This is a genomic window from Pontiella agarivorans (assembly GCF_034531395.1).
GTDB classification, from domain to species: Bacteria; Verrucomicrobiota; Kiritimatiellia; order Kiritimatiellales; family Pontiellaceae; genus Pontiella; species Pontiella agarivorans.
Window position 1 is genome coordinate 664,514 of sequence record NZ_JARVCO010000002.1, and the last position, 17,956, is coordinate 682,469.

Genomic DNA, 17,956 nt, shown 5'->3' on the forward strand with positions numbered 1-17,956 from the left:
AGTGTTCCGTCGGCCTTGCGAATCCGGTATCTTTCCCCGGTGGAGATTTAGTGGAGACGATGGCATGAAAACAGGTGTGATTCTTCTTTTGGGGGTTGTTGCGGCATGCAGTCAGGCCTCAGCCGGTGAACTGGTGCTGCGATACGACGAACCGGCGGAACAGTGGACCGATGCGCTTCCGGTCGGTAACGGTTCCATGGGCGCGATGGTTTTCGGGGGCATTGAAAAAGAGCGGATTCAGTTTAATCACGATACGCTCTGGGCAGGGAAACCGCATTCCTATGCCCGCGACGGTGCGGTTGACATCCTGCCGGAAATGCGCCGGCTTCTCTTTGCCGGAAAACAGAAGGATGCTCAGAAACTGGGTATGGAACGCTTTATGTCGGTTCCGCTTCGGCAGGCCCCGTATCAGCCGTTCGGAGATCTTTGGCTGGAGTTTCCTGCGGCTGGAAAAGTTAAAAACTATCTTCGCGAACTGGATCTGGATGGTGCGGTGGCCACTACCGTTTATTCGGTTGACGGCGTTCAGTACACGCGCACGGTTTTTGCAAGCTGCCCGGATCAGATGATTGCGGTTCGGATCGAAGCGGACCGGAAGGGGGCGTTGTTTTTCCGGGCCGCACTTTCTTCTGAACATCAACGTGCAACCCGGGTCAGCCGGCAGGATGATACCACGTTGAAGCTGATCGGAAAAGTGGATGCAGTAGACGTCGGCCGAAACGGGAACCGCATTCCTTTTGACGGAGCGGTTGAATTTGAGGCCCGCCTCCGGATTGATGTTGAGGATGGAACTGCGACGGTTTCTGATTCGGGAATTGAGGTTTCCGGTGCAACGAAGGCAACGTTGTATCTGGTTGGCGGAACCTCGTACAAAAATTTCCAGTCATTGGACGCTGATCCGGCCGTGTTGTGTGAAAAGGTCCTGGATGGAATCGGGGGTAAAAGCTATGTCCAGCTTCTCGCGGATCACCAGAAAGATCATCGCCGGCTGTTCCGGAGAACAACACTGAATCTCAACGGCAACCGATCGGCCGCGCTGACCACGGATGAGCGTCTGAGTCAGTATCAGTCGAATCCGGATCCCGACTTTGCGGCGCTGTTGTTTCAATATGGACGTTATCTTTTAATTGCCTCTTCCCGTCCGGGAAGCCAGGCGGCCAACCTTCAGGGACTGTGGAATGAATCGCGCAAACCGGCGTGGGATTCAAAATATACACTGAACATCAATGCCGAAATGAATTACTGGCCGGCAGAGCTCACGGGTCTTTCCGAATGCCATGAACCGTTTTTTGATCTGATCCGGGATCTGCAGATATCGGGAGGTGAAGTTGCGGAAAAGCATTACGGGGCACGCGGCTGGGTGGCGCATCATAACACCGATGCATGGCGCGGTGCGGCACCGATCAATGCTTCGAACCACGGAATCTGGCCGGTGGGCGGAGCGTGGATGTGTACGCATCTCTGGGAACATTTTCTTTTTTCCGGAGATCGGAAGTTCCTGGCCGAAACGGCGTATCCGCTGATGAAAGGGGCGTCGGAATTTTTTGTGGACTATCTGATTGAAGATCCGGTGTTCGGAAAAGGCTGGCTGGTGAGCGGGCCGAGCAATTCACCGGAACGCGGCGGGCTGGTGATGGCCCCGACGATGGACCATCAGATTATTCGTACGCTTTTCAATCAGACGGCCGAAGCAGCGAAGTTTCTGGGAAAAGATCCCGCCTTCAGAAAACAGCTGGAGGAAATGGCCGCCCGTATTGCACCGAATCAGGTGGGTGAAGCGGGACAGTTGAAGGAGTGGCTGTATCAAGAGGACCCCTTCACGGATCATCGCCATGTTTCGCATCTGTGGGGGCTGCATCCCGGAGCTGAAATCACACCGGAAACGCCGGAACTTTTTGCGGCCTGTAAACGAACGCTGGAACTTCGCGGTGATGCAGGAACCGGATGGTCCAGAGGATGGAAGGTCAACTTCTGGGCACGGCTGCGAGACGGTGACCGGATGAACCGGATTCTGTACGGCTTTTTTAATAATACGAGTGTGAAGGGCGGCGCTGGTTTTTATAACAACCTGTTTGATGCGCATCCGCCGTTTCAGATCGATGGTAATTTCGGTCTGACGGCGGGGATTGCCGAAGCGCTGGTGCAGTCGCACCTGCGTGATGTAAACGGACACTGGATTATTGATCTGCTGCCGGCGCTTCCATCGGCCTGGTCCGAAGGTTCGGTGACGGGGTTGCGTGCACGTGGAGGTTTCGAGGTTTCCATTCGCTGGAAAGACGGCACGCTGGTGCTGGCTGAGATAAAATCACTGAACGGAAATCCGCTCGTTGTGCGGATGGGAAGCAAAATCATCCGCACACAAACCTCGGCCGGAAAAGTCTACCTTGTTGAAAATAAAGATCTGAAATAGCTGTGCCGGAGTTTTGCCGGAACAGAGCGCACTTTAACGTGATTCAAATGCCATTCATGGGCATTTGGCTTTACAACAGGGGCTGTTAAGTTAGGCTGGTTCGGGTACAGTTGCAGGATGATATTTTCCGACTCCGGCTTTAAAATAAGGATATTTTTTTAAGTGAAAACTGAACTTCGTGATTTTTGCGTAGACTATTCCGCATTCGCATCGCCTCTGCTGCGGACTCTGGATGAATCGCTGTCCAGAATGGCTGATGCCGGCCGGGCTGAAATGCTCGGCGATGCCCGCCCGAAGCTGGCCGATGTGCAGCACCGCCTTAAGATTCTGGTTGATAAACTGGAGGCACAGCAGGCCTATCTGATTATTTTCGGCCCGCTGAAAAGCGGTAAGTCAACCTTGATGAATGCCATCAGCGGAAGTTATGTCAGCGAAGTCAGCAGTCTTCCGGCTTATCCGTGTCTGGTTTATGTGCGGGACGGTGAACAGCAGGCGTTTTCAACCACGTCCTACGGGGGACAGTGCCTGGAAATCGGTGGTCGCGAAGAGCTCGAGCAACTGGTGGATACGAAGCATGGCGAACTGGCCGAGGAATTGAAAAAAGCGGAGGAAGCCGGCCGGGCATTTGATCCGGCCACTGATTATCCGGATGCGTTACGCCGGATTGACATCAGCCTGCCGGCTGCTGATCTGGCTAAATCCGGGGTGGTTCTCGTGGATACCCCCGGCCTCTACACCCGTATGAAGTTCGGGTATGATTTAATGACGCGGGATTTTCGTGATGCCGCTGCTTGTGCTGTGTTTGTGGTAAAAACTGAAAATCTGTTCCTGGAACAGGTGTTTGCTGAATTCAACAAACTGCTGGATATTTTCAGCCGGGTTTTCCTGGTCGTGAATATTGACGGGAACAAGAAGGACCTTGCGCCTGACGGTTCGCTGAGACCCAGTGTGGAAAGTGAATCGCCGCAGCGTGTGGTGGAAGCGTTTGAATCGCTTTCGATGGAAGCTCCATTACGAAAAGCCTTTGATGAGGGGCGGCTCAATATTTATCCGATTGATCTGCTCAGTGCTGCTTCCGGGCGTTTGGGGCCGGATCAGGAAAGTGCGGAAGGGGGGGCTTCGACCTTTGATGATTTTCTTTCGGACCTCAGCGATTACCTGAACAGCAGTGATTACCTGTATGAATTCCGGCGCGACAGTATTAATCAGGGCAATATACTGGCCGGAGAGCTGAAGGATGCCGTCACCGGTGAAGCCATTGAACAGCTGCGGGCCACCTGTGAAGCGGATCGTCAGAAACGTGAGGAACTTTTGAAGCGGCAGGAGGCGGTGCGGTGTATTGCGGACCTTGACTGGAACGCTGTTTTTTCCGCCACCCGGAGGATGACCGTTTCTGAAATCAGTACGATGGTCGGCGATGCTGTTGTGCAATTGCGAAGCGGCCTCAGTAAAGTGCTTGATGAATGGTTTAAGTCGGAAAACAGTTTGAGTTCGTTGGGCGAAAAAGGATTTGCTGCAACGATCGAAAGCGAAGCGCAGCGGCTGGGAGAGCAGGCCCGCCGGATTATGCGGCGCTATCTGGGCGGCGCATTTGCCGGAGCTGAACTGGAATCCGGAGCACGCGAAGCGTTGCGGCTGCTGGAGATTGATCTGGCCGGCATCAGCGGCGATTCTGTTCAACAGATGGGGTCTGACGAGACGTTTATTATCAAAAAATTTGAGCTGGATCCGGCTACGGTACCGGTTCGCCGCCGCTTTTTTGATTATCTGCTGTTTCGCAGTCCCGCAAAAATCCGGCGTCGGCTGTTCGGGGATCGCGGGAGCCGGACCATTCCGGTGAGCCACAAAGAGCGTCGCCTGGGGGATGAAGCCCGCGAATTTCTGATTGTTCAGGTACAGGGTTTTGTGAAAAACAGTCTGGCGGATGCCATGGAAAAAGAGGCGGAGCTGTTGGCAGACCGACACACGGAAACGTTGCGGGACTCGGTTTTATCGAAACTCAAAACGGATGAGATCACGCTTACAGATGAACTCGAAAAGCTGGAAACAGAGATTGCTGAACTTGAACACCTGTTGTCTCTGACGGATGGCATGGCGGCGGCGGTTGAGGATTTCGATGGGCGCCTGTCCGCGATGCAGACCGCGCTGGAAGGTCCGGCGAACCGGGGAGCTGGATCCTTGGAAGTGACGGAAGCAGATTCAGAGATTGCAAATGATCCGGCGGGCGATAATAACTTGGATACGGGTGCGACAGAAACCGGCACCTCCGATTCGGAAAAAACCGATAACGATACGGAAGAAGGTAGGGGATAACGATGCGGGTATTTGATTTCTGGCGACACTGGAACGTACTGGAAAATCCATTCAGCGCCGAAGAGGCGACCGATGATCCGGTGTTTTTGCGCTTACTTTCCGAAGAATCCACTCATCCTGATTTCGCTAAAATTTACGGCACTCCGGAGCATCCCTCTTCAGCCATCGTGTTCGGTGAAAAGGGCAGCGGGAAAACAGCACTGCGCCTGACGATGGAAAAACAGTATGCGCTGCATAATGAGAGCTCCGATAAGCAGCGCGTTTGGGTGGTGCGCTATGACGACCAGAATGCCGCACTGGATACATTTGCCAGCCGGTATAAAGAGGAGAACCCTTTGCGGCATATGCGGCTCGAAGATCATCAGGATGCCATGCTGGCACTTGCCGTGACCAAATTGGTGGATACGCTGATGGGCGAGCGGCCTGAGCTGCCGGGATTCAGTCGTATGCGTCGGCGTGTAAAGCGTATGAACCGTCGGAAACGGCTCGGCCTCTGTCTGCTTTCCGCACTTTATGACCAACCTAACAGTTTAACCGATCAACGTTTTGAGCGTCTTCGTAAACTGGCGCGTATCCAGACCATGCAGGTGGCCGAATGGGTGGCGGCGGGCTTATTTGCGCTGATTGGTGCTCTTCTGTTGCTGTTCGGGGATTCTCTGGAAATGCCGCGCTGGGTGTCTCTGGCGGTCGGCGGTATCGGGCTGGTGGGAGCGGCTCTGCTGGTTCTGCTGCAGGGCGCCGAATTTTTCCGGACACAGACGCTGGCAGCCCGCTTGCGGCGCGAAATCAAGACGGTCAGCCATACGACAGCGGATTTGGCCCGGAAGCTTCGGCTTATCGGGCGCACCCGGTCGGCCGGGATCGCGCTGCCGATGCCCGGGGATCATGACAGCCGGTATGAACTGAACCGGTTCCTGCTCGCGATTCTCGAGGAATTCGGCTACAGCGGAATGGTGGTGCTGGTGGATCGGGTCGATGAACCGGCCATGATCAACGGCGATGCGCAGAAGATGAAAGAACTGGTTTGGCCGATGCTGAACAACAAATTTCTGCAGCAGCAGCATATCGGCATTAAATTGTTGCTGCCTATTGAGCTTCGTTATCTGGTTCATCGGGAATCGGAAGATTTTTATATGAAAGCGCGGCTGGATAAGCAGTGTATGATCGATCGTCTGGCCTGGTCCGGTTCGGCTCTGTATGACCTCGCCAATATGCGGCTTAAAGCCTGTTGCGAAAAAGGTGAACAGTCGGTTGTTCTGAGCGATTTCTTTGACGATGATGTGGTCCTGCAGGATGTGTTGGATGCGCTGGGACAGATGCAACAACCGCGTGATGCCTTCAAGCTGCTCTATCAGGTGGTGCATGAGCACTGTTCTTACACCCCGAATGAAGATCCGGTTTGGAAGATTCCGCGCCTTACGCTGGCTCAGGTTTCCAAGAATCAGGCGCGGCGTCTCAACGATATGCAACGCGGCCTGCAACCGGCCTGACGTTTCTGAACGGCCATGTTTTCCTGCCGTTAAAGTTCAAAGGGTCTGTTTTGTTTTCGTGCTCCGTCAGCAAAACAGGCCTTTTTATTTCCGACAGCGGATGGCCGGAGTACCCCGGTATATGGGTCGGTTTGTCCGTCTGATTCCTGCATGGCGGGAAGCTGAGGATACCGAGGCTCCGGTATCAATGCTGATCTGGGGAACCGAGCTGCATGCACACAGTAATTTAAAGGCTGTCCTGTGCATCTTCCGTGTCCTTTTCTTGCTTCGGCGACGTTCTTTATCTAAATGTTTAGGTTCTCATGGAGGAGTTGTTGTATGGAGATATGGAAAGTCGGACCCATTTTTGTGGCGATCATGTTATGTGCGGGCTGTGTACCGGAAGAGCAGACGATTGAGCAGAATAATGAAGTCTCAGCGTCTGAACGGCCGGCAGAGACTCCGGAAAAAAACTCAGCGGAAGAGGAAATTCCACAGGAAACGACAAGTGCTGTCGATGCTGCAGCTGCGGTGCCGGTGGATGCGGGAGACCGGGAAGCAACCCGTTCTTTTCCGGTTGAGAAGGAGCCGCGTTCCATTGATTGGAATAAGCCGTATATTGTGGTTGAGCCGCATACGGCGCGGGCGATTGACGGGGTAACCAAGGTGGATCGGAAGCGCTATTTCAGCATTGCAGATGGCGGGATTAATTTTGACCGGCGTGTACCGGAGGATAAATATGATTATCTGGTACATGAGTTGGGAATTCACTTCGGGCGGTCGCTGGGGCTGGTGAAGTATCCGGCTTCAAAGTTGAAGGAAGATCCGAAAAAAGCGGGATATACCGATCTGACGCCGCTGATGCAGGCGAAGCCGCAGGACGGTTCAGCGAAGCTGAAGGCTGATTTCGGGGATAATCTGGATGTGGCCATGCATGGGGCGCATAATGCCTATCCGGAATATATGGGACGTCATGAAACGGCGGATTCGATGCGGGATGCCAAGCATCCGCAATATATCCCGGAGAATATTGATGCTGCTGCGCTGCTGGCGGCGGCGGTGCTGAAGTTTAATTATACGGACTTCACGCGGCCGCGGTATTATGAACTGGTGAATGAGCCGCACTGGTCGTTTTTCAATGATCAGCATCTGGCGGACTGGCATCTGAAAACACGTGAGATGGTGAAGAAGGCGACTCCGGAAGTGCAGGTGGGGGGGCTGTGTATGTCGGTTTGTTATTTTTACCGCAATAACTATCGCGGTTTTCAGGGAATGAAGCAGTTCATTGACCATACGAACGGGGAGATGGATTTTTATTCGTATCATGTTTATGACTATCTGCGCTGGCGGGACGGGGAGTATAAAGGCCGCTTGCAGTCGGGTCTGCCGCTGGAAGGTACGCTGGATCTGGTCCCGAACTACACTATGAATGCATTCGGGAAAACAGCCCATATCGTGGTCAGCGAACAGGGCGGTTATAACGGCGAAGCGCCGAAGGGTGATTTTGACGGTGAGCTGGTGGCCTCACAGATTTTGAGCAATGCATATCCGCAAGCGGATCACGATTCGTGGGATATTGAAATGAAAAAACGGTCCATCGTGAGCTTTGGTCATGTCAGCTCAATTATTGCGAACACGCTGGCGTTTATGGATCATCCGCACACCGTGCAAAAGGCGGTGCCTTTTATTCTTTCCACCACCTGGAACTGGGGACCGAAATATTATGCCCAGCTTTATGTGGCAAAGGATTATACGGATGAGAGTGAGTGGGTGGAGCAGGATACACTGAATTTTTATCGGTTTTTCCGCGGGGTTGACGGGCACCGGGTGAAGGCGCTCTGTTCCGATCCGGATTTGCAGACCCGTGCTTTTGTGCATGAAAACAAACTGTATCTGGTCATCAATAATCAGAGTTTTGATGGGGAATCGATTGATCTCTACGGCATTGAAACCGGCGCGGTTGAGGTGCGGCGTCTCGGGCGGAATCCGGATTTCACGATGTCGTATGTGGAGGAGAAAATCGCCACGCCGGATGTGCTCGAAATTGCGGGCCGGGAGTCGGTGATGCTGGTTGCCGATTATGGTGAACCGATCAAACCGACGCGGGCGGTCAATGAAGTGGTGTGCTATGGCGATAAAGTGGCGGTGCCGGTTTCGGATGCGGAGTTTAAGATTAAAATTCCAACGCTTGGAAATATCGATTATGCGCAGTTGCGGGTGGCTGTCACCCGTGCGCCAGGTCAAAGCGTGGAGCCGCTGATCACTGTAAATGGCAGGGAATTAGAGGTCCCGCTGGAGGATTCGGCCGGGCGTTATACCGATAAAGAATATGCATCGACCAAACTCATCTATGTAGATCCGAAAATTCTGAAATCGACCAATAAGGTAAAGGTTTCTTTTCCGGATGGCGATGATGGGGCTGTGGGTACGGCGGTGTTGCGTGTGGCGGTGAAAAAGTAAGGAATAAAAAAAGATGAAAATATGGACAATGCTGATGGGTTGGCTGGCGGTTTCTGTGCTGGCGGCGGAGAAGCCGAATATTGTTTTGATTCTGGCGGATGATCTGGGTTTTGCGGATGTCAGTTTTAACGGGTGTACAGATTTCAGAACGCCGAATGTTGACCGGCTGGCGAATGAGGGCGTTCGTTTTGAAAACGGCTATGCAAGCCATTCGTTCTGTGCACCGACGCGGGCGGGTCTGATGACGGGGCGGTATCAGCAGCGTTTCGGTTTCGAGACCAATCCGGCGTATGCGCCGCTGGATGAAAAATCAGGTTTGCCGGCATCGGAAACCACGATTGCGACGCGCCTGAAAAAGGCGGGATATAAAACGGGGCTGGTGGGCAAATGGCACTTAGGTATGAGCAAGGTGCAGCACCCGATGAACCGGGGTTTTGATTTCTTTTTCGGAATGCCGAGTGGGGGGCATGATTACTTTGAGGTAAATTCCCGTGATCTGGCGGACAGTTATAAACTGCCGCTGATCGATAATGAAAAATTTGCCAATGTGGAAGGGTATCTGACGCATCAGCTGACGGACCATGCGCTTAAGTTTATTGAGCGGAGCAAAGATGATCCGTTTTTTCTGTTCCTTTCTTATAATGCACCGCATGCCCCATGGCAGGCTCCGGAAGAAGCGGTTGCACAGTTTTCTCATATTGAAAGTAAGCAACGGCAGATTTATGCGGCGATGGTTACCGAAATGGATAAGGGCATCGGGCGAGTTCTGCATGCCCTCGAAGCGTTCGGCCTGCAGAAAAATACGCTGGTCTTTTTCCTGAGTGACAATGGCGGGCCGCATCCGGGAAGCGTTACGGATAACGGTCCGTTTCGCGATGGGAAAGGTGCGGTTTATGAGGGCGGGGTGCATGTTCCGTTTGTGGCGTATTGGCCGGGTAAAATTCCGGCCGGTTCCACATTTGAATGGCCGGTGATTTCTATTGATATTGCTCCGACTATGGCCGCACTGGCGGGGGTGGAAAAAGGAAATATGGAAGGCGAAAATCTTTTTCCGTTTATGACGGGAGAACAGACGGATGCGCCGCATGAAAATATCTATTTTCGGCGTCGTGATGGAGCGGCCTGGGCGATTGTCAATAAAGACGGAAAAAAGCTGGTGAAGGCCGACTGGACGAATGAGGTGAAGGAGTTCTTTAATCTGAAGAACGATGCCGGCGAGCAGAATGATTTGTATCAGTCTCCGGAGCAGGCGGCTGTGGTGGAGCAGCTTCAGAACGCGTGGGATGAATGGAATAAAGATAATATCCGGTATCAGTTCTGGGATTATCCGGACCATAAAAAGCATCAGAAAGAACTTTACGAAAACCAGAGAAACGTTCGATGAAGTGGATTCTTCCGATTTTTGGAATCGTTGCGGCGTCACGGGTTTTCGGGCTGACGCTGACTGCGAATGTGGATCTTCGCGATGAGTCCGGTTCGGAGGCTGTGGATTACGCGGTAACGGCGTTTGAAAAAGATCTGCAGCGGAAACTCGGGTTTCCGGTTCCGGGAGAGGCAACGGGGCATTTTACGTTCCGGATTTCCAGGGATTGGAAGGCGTTTGACCGGCATCGGATTAAAGTTTCTGATTCCGGGGTGACGATTACGGGATCCGATGAACTCGGTTTGATCCACGGAATTTATTCGTTTTCAGAAGATGTGCTGGGCATTGATCCGTGCATCTATTTCACGGGAATTGTCCCGGAGCGGGTTCGAACACTGGATGTTCCGAACGGGTTGACGGAGTCGAAACCGTATACGTTTACGCACCGGGCGATGTTTGTGAATGACGAGGATCTGATTATCGGATTTCAGATGGAGAATCAGTCGTATGGCATGAATCCGGAGTTTATGGAAAAGCTCTATGAAACGATGCTTCGGCTGAAAATGACGGGGGTAATTCCTTCGACGCTCGTTTTGGCTGATGAGCCGCATCTGGTGCTTGCTTCGGATATGGGCCTTTATATCAATCAGCATCATGCGGAACCGCTGGGCAGTGTGCCGTTATATTGGCCGAAGAATATTCCTTATTCGTGGTCGACGCACCGGGAGCATTTTATTGATTTCTGGTCCGATGCGATTAAGCGGCAGAAGGGGAGAAACGTCATCTGGACGCTGAACTTCCGCGGACTGCTGGATCGTGCATTCTGGGATGATGATCCGGCGATGTCGCGCAAAAGTTCGATGGAGGAAAAGGCCCGGGTGGTGAATGATGTGATTCGTACGCAGTATGAACTGCTGAAGGAGCTGACCGGCGAGGAGCATCCGCTGATCTGCGGTTATCTGTGGGGTGAGTTGAGCCGGCTGTACAGTTCCGGCCTGCTGGAATATCCCGAGGATACGATGCTGCTGTTTTCTGATTCAGGGCATGGGGTTATGGGCGACTGGAACTGGAAGCTGGCGGAAAAGTGTGATCTGAAAATGGGGATCTACCAGCATGTTTCGTATCACAACCGCAAAACGCATATGCGTATTAATGCGATTCATCCGGATACATTCCAACATGAAGTGGGCCGTGCGGTTGAGTATGGAATGACCAATGCGATTGTGCTGAATGTGGGGAATTTCAAGGAGAAGATATTCGGCATTCGCCAGATGGCAACGTATATGAATCATTTTGAGGAATTTCAGTCCTGTGAAAACGGCGACTGGTATTTTGACTGGTATGCGAAGCATGTGCTGGGAACAACACAGCCCGCTGTTGCGGATTCATATCGTGATTTTTTTGCATGCCCGTTTCTTTTTTCCAAGGATCGGAAAAACTCCGGCGATGAATATTTTTTCTATTATGTGGAGCAGATGCTGAACGGGGCTTATCAGAATGAGGTGGACCGGAAGCTGATGAGGCAGGATCTTTTCAGCTCTTCAGAGGAAAAGTGGGAGGTTGCGCTGGAGCGGGCTTATGACTGTCGCCGTTTTCTTGCTGGAAATGTGCTGGATTTTTACGAGGCGGATTTGGTGGGCCCTACACTGAAGATGCGGCATTTAACGGGGATGGCGGTTGATTTTACAGCATCGCTTGAGCATTACCTGAATAAAGAGTGGCATAAGGCGCAGCTGGATGCCTATCAGGCTTTGCTGCATGTGCGTGAAGCGTTGAAAGCGGAGGAGTGGATTGAACAATCCGGCTGGGGACGGTTTGAGGGGTGGTATGATCACGATGAAACAGCGCGGACGTGGCATATTGAACGGCTGCTTGAGCACTATATCGACCATCTGAAAGATCTGAATTATTTCAATCTGGATTATTCTGCGCGGAATCCGAAAACGCCGGGGCTGGATTATAAATATCAGCCGTATTTTGAAAGTGAATACCGCGATGAGCTGATCTGGATGACCAATGGGGAATAGTTTCCTATCCTTGGAATATCTATCTGGATAGGTTATATCTTTCCACCATGCGACGATTGTTTACTGTATTTAAACTTATTCTGCTGATGCTGTCCGGCATCGGGACGGTTGATGCGCAGCAGGTTTATACGAATCTGACATCGTTGCGGGCACTGCCGCTCGAAAAGGCTTCGCAGAAACTTCCGGTCCGGGTAGAGGCGCAGGTGATGTGGATTCATGCTACGGGAAACGGGCTTTTTCTGCATGATGGAAAACGGGGGATTTATGCCCAGAAACCCGGAGCTGCCGGAGCTTTAAGCCGGTTTGTTCCGGGAGATATCGTCCGGGTGGAGGGCAAAACAAATGAGGGGTTTTTCTCTACATCGATTTTTGTGGATCGGATTGAACGGCTGGGAAACAAACCGCTTCCGGAGGCGCGTCCTTTTTATACCTTTGAGCTTTATTCCACGCAGATTGATTGTGACTGGGTCTGGCTTGCGGGACGGATTATTTCAAAATCGGTTCAGATGGACGGAAGTTCCGGCCGGAGTCTGACGTTGGAACTGATGGTGAACAGTGTGCCGGTGCACGTTCAGATGCCGTGGACCGAAGAGGTGGAAAAGCAGGTGGATGAGCTGATGTTCAGCCGGGTGAAGTTCAATGCTGTGGCCGGAACACAGTTTAATATGAACCGGCAGGTGGTGGGGCGCACCTTCTTTGTTAATACGCCGGATCAGTTTGAACTGATCGACAATTTCAAGCCCGGAGAAGGTATTGCCATTCTGCCTATCCATGAATTAATGCGGGCCGGGGACGCACACCATCGGCTTCCGAAAGGCACGAAAGGAATGGTTACCTATGTCAGCGATTCGCATTTATATCTCCGGGGTGAAAAAGCCTGTATCAAAGTGATGACCCGGGGGCGGGCGGAGGTCGCTGCCGGGGATTGCATCGAAGTCGAAGGCGTTGTTCTGCCCAACCCCATCAGTCCGGATTTTGCCGCGCGTGAAATTCGATTGGTGGAACGAACGGGAAGGTTGCCGGAACCCATTCCGTTGACGCTGAACGATGAGCTGCGAGCACGATGGGATAATTTTCCGGAAGCATCGCTGAATTATGAACTGGTTAAACTGGATGCAGAGCTGGTGGATATTACGGAATCGTTCGGTTTAACGACAGGCCATCGGGAGAAAATTCTGCTGTGTCGGCAAGGTTCCTATCTTTTCGAGGCAAAGATTCCGCATTATGCTGAATTAAGCGAGGACCTGAAACCGGGAGCGATTATTCGTCTGCAGGGTATCTGTAATCTGACGCGCAGTGAGGAGCGCAGCTGGCGACTGTATGTGGATTGGTTTTGGCTGCAGTTGCGCTGGGCGTCGGATGTCGCGGTACTTTCGCCGGCGCCCTGGTGGACTCCGGGCCGGCTGCTCTGGATGCTGGGGGCGGGCAGCGGTTTGACGATGCTGATTCTGGTATGGGTGGCCGCTCTGCGAAGGACGGTGCGGAAGCAAACAGGGGTTATTGCGGATCAGGTGGAGCGGGAAACGATTTCAGATGAGCGGCAGCGGATTGCCCGCGAGCTGCATGATAATCTGGAGCAGGGGCTGGCCGGTATGGCAATTCAGCTGCGCGGGGCGCAGCGGGTTCTGGAGCTGAACCGGGAAAAACGGCTGTCGTCTATTCGGACTCTGCTGAAGCGGGTCGGTACGGAACAGAAGGGAATCCGTGAGCATCTTAAACAGGAAGCGGAGGAAGTAATTTCTGATTCTGATCGGAACCGACATGCCATTGAGGTGGTGCAGGGGATGCTGGCGCACTGCAGTCAGGAGTCGAGAAGTTCAATCATGGATCTGCGCGGGGGGATTCTGGAACGGCTGGATTTTATATCGGCATTAAAAGAGACGCTGGAGCCGTTGGCCCGCGGGGGGGGAGCAACATTTGAATTGAAGGTGACCGGTGAGGTCCGAAAACTTAATCAGGCGGCTGAGCGGAATCTGCTTCTTATCGTGAAAGAGGCGGTGGCGAATGCAACGGAGCATGCCGGACCTGAAACAGTGACCGTGGAACTGGACTACCGAAATGACAGTCTGATCATAAGGATAATGGACGATGGTGCCGGGTTTGAACCAGCATGTGCTTCAAAAGCTGGACATTTCGGCCTGCTGGGAATGCAGGAGCGGGTGAACCAGTTAAAAGGAATGCTGGAAATAGAAAGTCGACCCGGAGAAGGCACATGTGTGAAGATACATATTTCATCAACAATGGAATGGGAGCCTGCGTGAGCATGGAAGAAAATACCAGAATCCTGGTGGTGGATGATAATGCGCTGCTACGGCTGGGGTTGACCGAAACCTTTAATATTGAGCCGGGTTTTGAGCCTGTCGGACAGGCGGCCAACGGGAGTGAGGCGCTTGAACTGGTCCGTAAACTGAAGCCTGATGTGGTTACGATGGATTATCAGATGCCTGGAGATAACGGGATTGAAACCACCCGGAAGATTCTGGCTGAATTTCCTCATATTAAAGTGGTGCTCCTGTCTGTCTTCGATTCGGAAGAGGATATTTTTAAAGCCTATACCGCCGGCGTGCGCGGATATCTCACCAAAAAAGCCGGTGAAGTTGAAGAGGTTATCGAGGCGGTGCAGGAAGTGGCCAAAGGAGGAACCTATTTCCCGGCCGCAATTGCTGCGAAGTTGGAAGAGCGTAAGGAAAAAGATGATCTGACTCCGCGCGAAATGGAAGTGCTCCAACTGCTGGCAGAGGGGTGCAGCAATAAAGAGATTGTGGATCGTCTGGGTATTTCACTGCCGACAGTGAAGCTGCACATCATCAATCTCCGTGAAAAACTGAACGCCGCAGACCGGACCCAGGCGGTCGTGCATGCCTTTAAACAGGGTATTCTGCATCTAAATGCGTAAAAAGAAGTCACGGAAATATTCTCCAAATACGATCAGAATTCTCGTTTTTGAATAACCTAACCTTTGGGCTATCTTTTGGATAGATAGGCATCATTTTATGCTCTGATATAACTCAATATGTTAACGGTCTCGTAAAGGTGAGTTCCCATCCCGTTTGGGCAGTGCGCGGTCGTTAAAAAACATACGAGGAGTATTAGATGAAAAAATGGAGTGCATTTCTCATAGGTGCGGCCGTGGTTGGTTCAGCACTCATATCTTCCGCGCAGGTGGTCTGGCAGGAAGATTTTGAAAGCAGTACAAACGGTGCCACATCAGGCAACAATCAAACGTTGTATAATACGGTTTTTCAGACGGCGAATACGGCAGCCTCTGTGGTTACCAATGCACCGCCTGAGTTTACGCTGTCCACAGCCGATGGAGGAACGAACTGTGTTCTGCTGTCAGTCGGAGCTAACAATTACACCTCAGTCCGCTCCTCTGCCACCATCAGTGGTTTTTCGGCGAATGCAGCAGATTCATACAAATTTTCATTCGACGTTTATATTCCTTCGGCCGTTTCAAAAGCGGTTGGCGATGTCAATCCGCGTTTGGAAGCCTCGGGGACTGCCGGTAACGGAGTGACACTCGACGCTATGGTTGAAACCGGACCCGGGCAGTTTCACATTGAATATACCGGTTCCTGCGGCGACATCATTAATGGAAATCCGCCCGCTGATACCATTCGTCCTTTCATCGGTATCGATCAGGCTGGGGTGGCTGTAGAGAATATGATGTATATGGACAATATTCATTTTGAGATCATTCCCTATGTTCCTCCGGTAGAAGTTGTTTCAGGATCCTTTATTGATACCGGATTTACAGCGACCGATGGGTATAGTGATGGCGATCTGGCCGGTCAGACCAATTGGGCGCAGACCGTCGGCAGCGCACCGAATGCCTTCAGTGTGATCAATTCCGGAACCACCGGGGAAGCCGATACGCTCACCGCCGGGAATCACAGTACCAACACCGGCAATGCAGTTTACTGGGCCGACGCAACGCTTAATGAAGCTGCGGATGCCTGGGAAGGTTATGTGGACTTTAAGCTGACGATGACGCAGGACGGTTCCGGAACCATTTATAATCAGGATGTTTTCGCCTTTGGCATTACGTCGGATACGACGAACGCATTGAATCTTACAACCAATGACGCTATGGCACTGATGACGGTAAAAGTTCGGGGAGACGGCCGGATCGTGGCGATGTTTGCGGATGGTAACAACGATGAGGACAGTACCCGTCTGGATGCTTTGCTTCCGGGTACGGAATCGGGCTGGGATATTACGACAGATTTTGAGACGGACCTGATTCGTTATAACTGGAAAATCCGCAAGACGACGGAGTTCGGAACCTATCAGGCTACGGCCTCATTGTCCAATCTGACTGCCGGTGTGGCCCATTCCAATGCACTGAGCAAGGCAACATCGGTTTTGAAAACAAAGGATACGCTGTTCAACAGCCCATTGGTTCACTTTACCATGGGGCATTATTATAAAGCCCAGATCAATAGCTGGGACGGATTGAGGGAACTGGTCAATGTTGAGCTCGAGGCCGCCCGTGTAACGCATTCCACCAACAATGTGTCGGCCCCCATTGCACCCGGCGTGATTGTTGCTGAAGGTTCCGACCGCACGGTAACGCTTTTCTGGGAGCCCATTCTGGAAGTTACCGGCTATGATGTGTTGATGGCTCCGGAGATGAATGGAGAGCAGTTTGAAATCGCAAGCGGTCTGACGGATCCGGAATTTACCGATTCACCGCGTTTCAACGGGCAAACCAATTGGTATACGGTACGTGCAAACTTTTCCACAGGCAGTGCATACTCGGATGAAGTTCCCGGAGCAGCAGTGGCTTCTCTTGCGGTAATCGATATGGATGGTACGCGGAATGACTGGACTGATTCCACATCCGATACGTTCTACCTGAGTCAGGCCGGAAGCGTGACCAACGGGGAGTTTGTTTATCTGGACCGTACGGGTGCAACCCCGATGATTGCCAACGGAGAGACTAGTGGCGGCGTAACCTACAACGGGTACACTCTCTATGGACTGACTCAGATTCCGTCGACCAACGGTTTTAGAAATTTTGAAATCGGGAACAGTTCCGTTGGACAGCGTTTGGTCATGGGTTCCGGTTGGGATGCAAATTCACCGCAGCAACTGGCCTATATCGAAATCAATGATATGGACTGGGGCGGTACAATACCGGAAAATATTGATGCAACCGGTGATGCAGCCTCCATCTATCTGTCGGTCAGATCATATTCTGACGGTGTTGGCGCAGCTTACGTCTATCCGGCCATCCGCAATGGAAGTCAGTGGTATGTCGGTGACGAGGGCATCAATCTTAAAGGGATTAAAACGGGCTTTGGCGATTACACCGTTTCCGATGTGATGTCTGAAACCTGGAATGAACTGAATCCCCAGCCGAGTGTCCCTATGGCATCCGAAGCCGTTCTGGCTGATAACTCCGTCCTGACCAATATCACGGCCATGGGCTGGTTCGGTAACAAAATCGCGTATCTAAGTCTGAGTCAGTTTAAAGTTACTGTCGCAGGCGAAACTCCGTCTACGGAATACTGGATGAGGCAGTACGGCAGTGTAACCAACCTGACCGAAGATACCGATGGAGACGGCCTGGTCAACATCAAGGAATATGCCTTTGGAGGTGATCCGGAAGCGACAGATTCCTTCCCGGCAAACTTCCCGGACGGGAATGGCCTGCCGACATTCACTGCGGGTGATTATATGGGGACCAACGGATTCTTTGTCACGCACATCGAACTTCGGGATCCCAACCCCGGCATTGATTATTCGCTGGAATCGAGTGGAAATCTGGTGGTCCCGGGCAGCTGGGCCGCGGACGGAGTCTGGGTTGGTGAAGCGGAAATTGATTACTATTATAAATCAGTAACCCACTTTATTTCCGCCGATGACGCCGCGAAGTTCATCGACCTGAAGGTTAATGAGCTCTAACTCT

The 17,956-nt window shown here is 52.2% G+C and carries 9 protein-coding genes; all 9 read left to right on the forward strand.

Annotated elements, in window-relative coordinates; all coding sequences use genetic code 11:
• Nucleotides 1–64 precede the first annotated feature (64 nt).
• The 9 genes from P9H32_RS02765 (at nt 65) to P9H32_RS02805 (ending at nt 17,952) form a co-directional block, all read left to right on the forward strand.
• Nucleotides 65–2,410 (forward strand): glycosyl hydrolase family 95 catalytic domain-containing protein, encoded by a 2,346-nt coding sequence (locus P9H32_RS02765; RefSeq protein WP_322607336.1) that lies wholly within the window; start codon nt 65–67, stop codon nt 2,408–2,410.
• A 162-nt stretch (nt 2,411–2,572) separates the two neighbouring features.
• Nucleotides 2,573–4,723 (forward strand): dynamin family protein, encoded by a 2,151-nt coding sequence (locus P9H32_RS02770; RefSeq protein ID WP_322607337.1) that lies wholly within the window; start codon nt 2,573–2,575, stop codon nt 4,721–4,723.
• A 2-nt stretch (nt 4,724–4,725) separates the two neighbouring features.
• On the forward strand, nt 4,726–6,213 hold the full coding sequence (locus tag P9H32_RS02775; protein ID WP_322607338.1) for a hypothetical protein: 1,488 nt from the start codon (nt 4,726–4,728) through the stop codon (nt 6,211–6,213).
• A 318-nt stretch (nt 6,214–6,531) separates the two neighbouring features.
• Nucleotides 6,532–8,652 carry a hypothetical protein gene (locus tag P9H32_RS02780; protein WP_322607339.1) on the forward strand — a complete coding sequence of 707 codons (2,121 nt, stop codon included), beginning with the start codon at nt 6,532–6,534 and terminating at the stop codon, nt 8,650–8,652.
• Nucleotides 8,653–8,665: 13 nt separating this feature from the next.
• Nucleotides 8,666–10,036, forward strand: a complete 1,371-nt coding sequence (locus tag P9H32_RS02785; protein ID WP_322607340.1) for a sulfatase-like hydrolase/transferase — start codon at nt 8,666–8,668, stop codon at nt 10,034–10,036.
• Nucleotides 10,033–12,042, forward strand: coding sequence for a glycosyl hydrolase 115 family protein (locus P9H32_RS02790; RefSeq protein ID WP_322607341.1), 2,010 nt, complete (start codon nt 10,033–10,035; stop codon nt 12,040–12,042). The genes P9H32_RS02785 and P9H32_RS02790 overlap by 4 nt, the downstream gene beginning before the upstream one ends.
• 47 nt (nt 12,043–12,089) lie before the next feature.
• Entirely contained in the window at nt 12,090–14,303 is a 2,214-nt protein-coding gene (locus P9H32_RS02795) for a sensor histidine kinase (RefSeq protein ID WP_322607342.1), read from the forward strand.
• Nucleotides 14,255–14,938 carry a response regulator transcription factor gene (locus tag P9H32_RS02800; protein WP_322607343.1) on the forward strand — a complete coding sequence of 228 codons (684 nt, stop codon included), beginning with the start codon at nt 14,255–14,257 and terminating at the stop codon, nt 14,936–14,938. Before P9H32_RS02795 ends, P9H32_RS02800 begins: the two co-directional genes overlap by 49 nt.
• Before the next feature lie 197 nt (nt 14,939–15,135).
• The gene (locus P9H32_RS02805; RefSeq protein WP_322607344.1) at nt 15,136–17,952 is read left to right on the forward strand and encodes a fibronectin type III domain-containing protein; all 2,817 of its coding nucleotides are present in this window, start codon (nt 15,136–15,138) and stop codon (nt 17,950–17,952) included.
• Nucleotides 17,953–17,956 lie beyond the last annotated feature (4 nt).

Bases quoted from the DNA above. Each gene is read 5' to 3' on its own strand.
- P9H32_RS02765 (WP_322607336.1), top strand. From the start codon at position 65: ATGAAAACAGGTGTGATTCTTCTTTTGGGGGTTGTTGCGGCATGCAGT.
- P9H32_RS02775 (WP_322607338.1), top strand. From the start codon at position 4,726: ATGCGGGTATTTGATTTCTGGCGACACTGGAACGTACTGGAAAATCCA.
- P9H32_RS02780 (WP_322607339.1), top strand. From the start codon at position 6,532: ATGGAGATATGGAAAGTCGGACCCATTTTTGTGGCGATCATGTTATGT.
- P9H32_RS02785 (WP_322607340.1), top strand. From the start codon at position 8,666: ATGAAAATATGGACAATGCTGATGGGTTGGCTGGCGGTTTCTGTGCTG.
- P9H32_RS02790 (WP_322607341.1), top strand. From the start codon at position 10,033: ATGAAGTGGATTCTTCCGATTTTTGGAATCGTTGCGGCGTCACGGGTT.
- P9H32_RS02795 (WP_322607342.1), top strand. From the start codon at position 12,090: ATGCGACGATTGTTTACTGTATTTAAACTTATTCTGCTGATGCTGTCC.
- P9H32_RS02800 (WP_322607343.1), top strand. From the start codon at position 14,255: ATGTGTGAAGATACATATTTCATCAACAATGGAATGGGAGCCTGCGTG.
- P9H32_RS02805 (WP_322607344.1), top strand. From the start codon at position 15,136: ATGAAAAAATGGAGTGCATTTCTCATAGGTGCGGCCGTGGTTGGTTCA.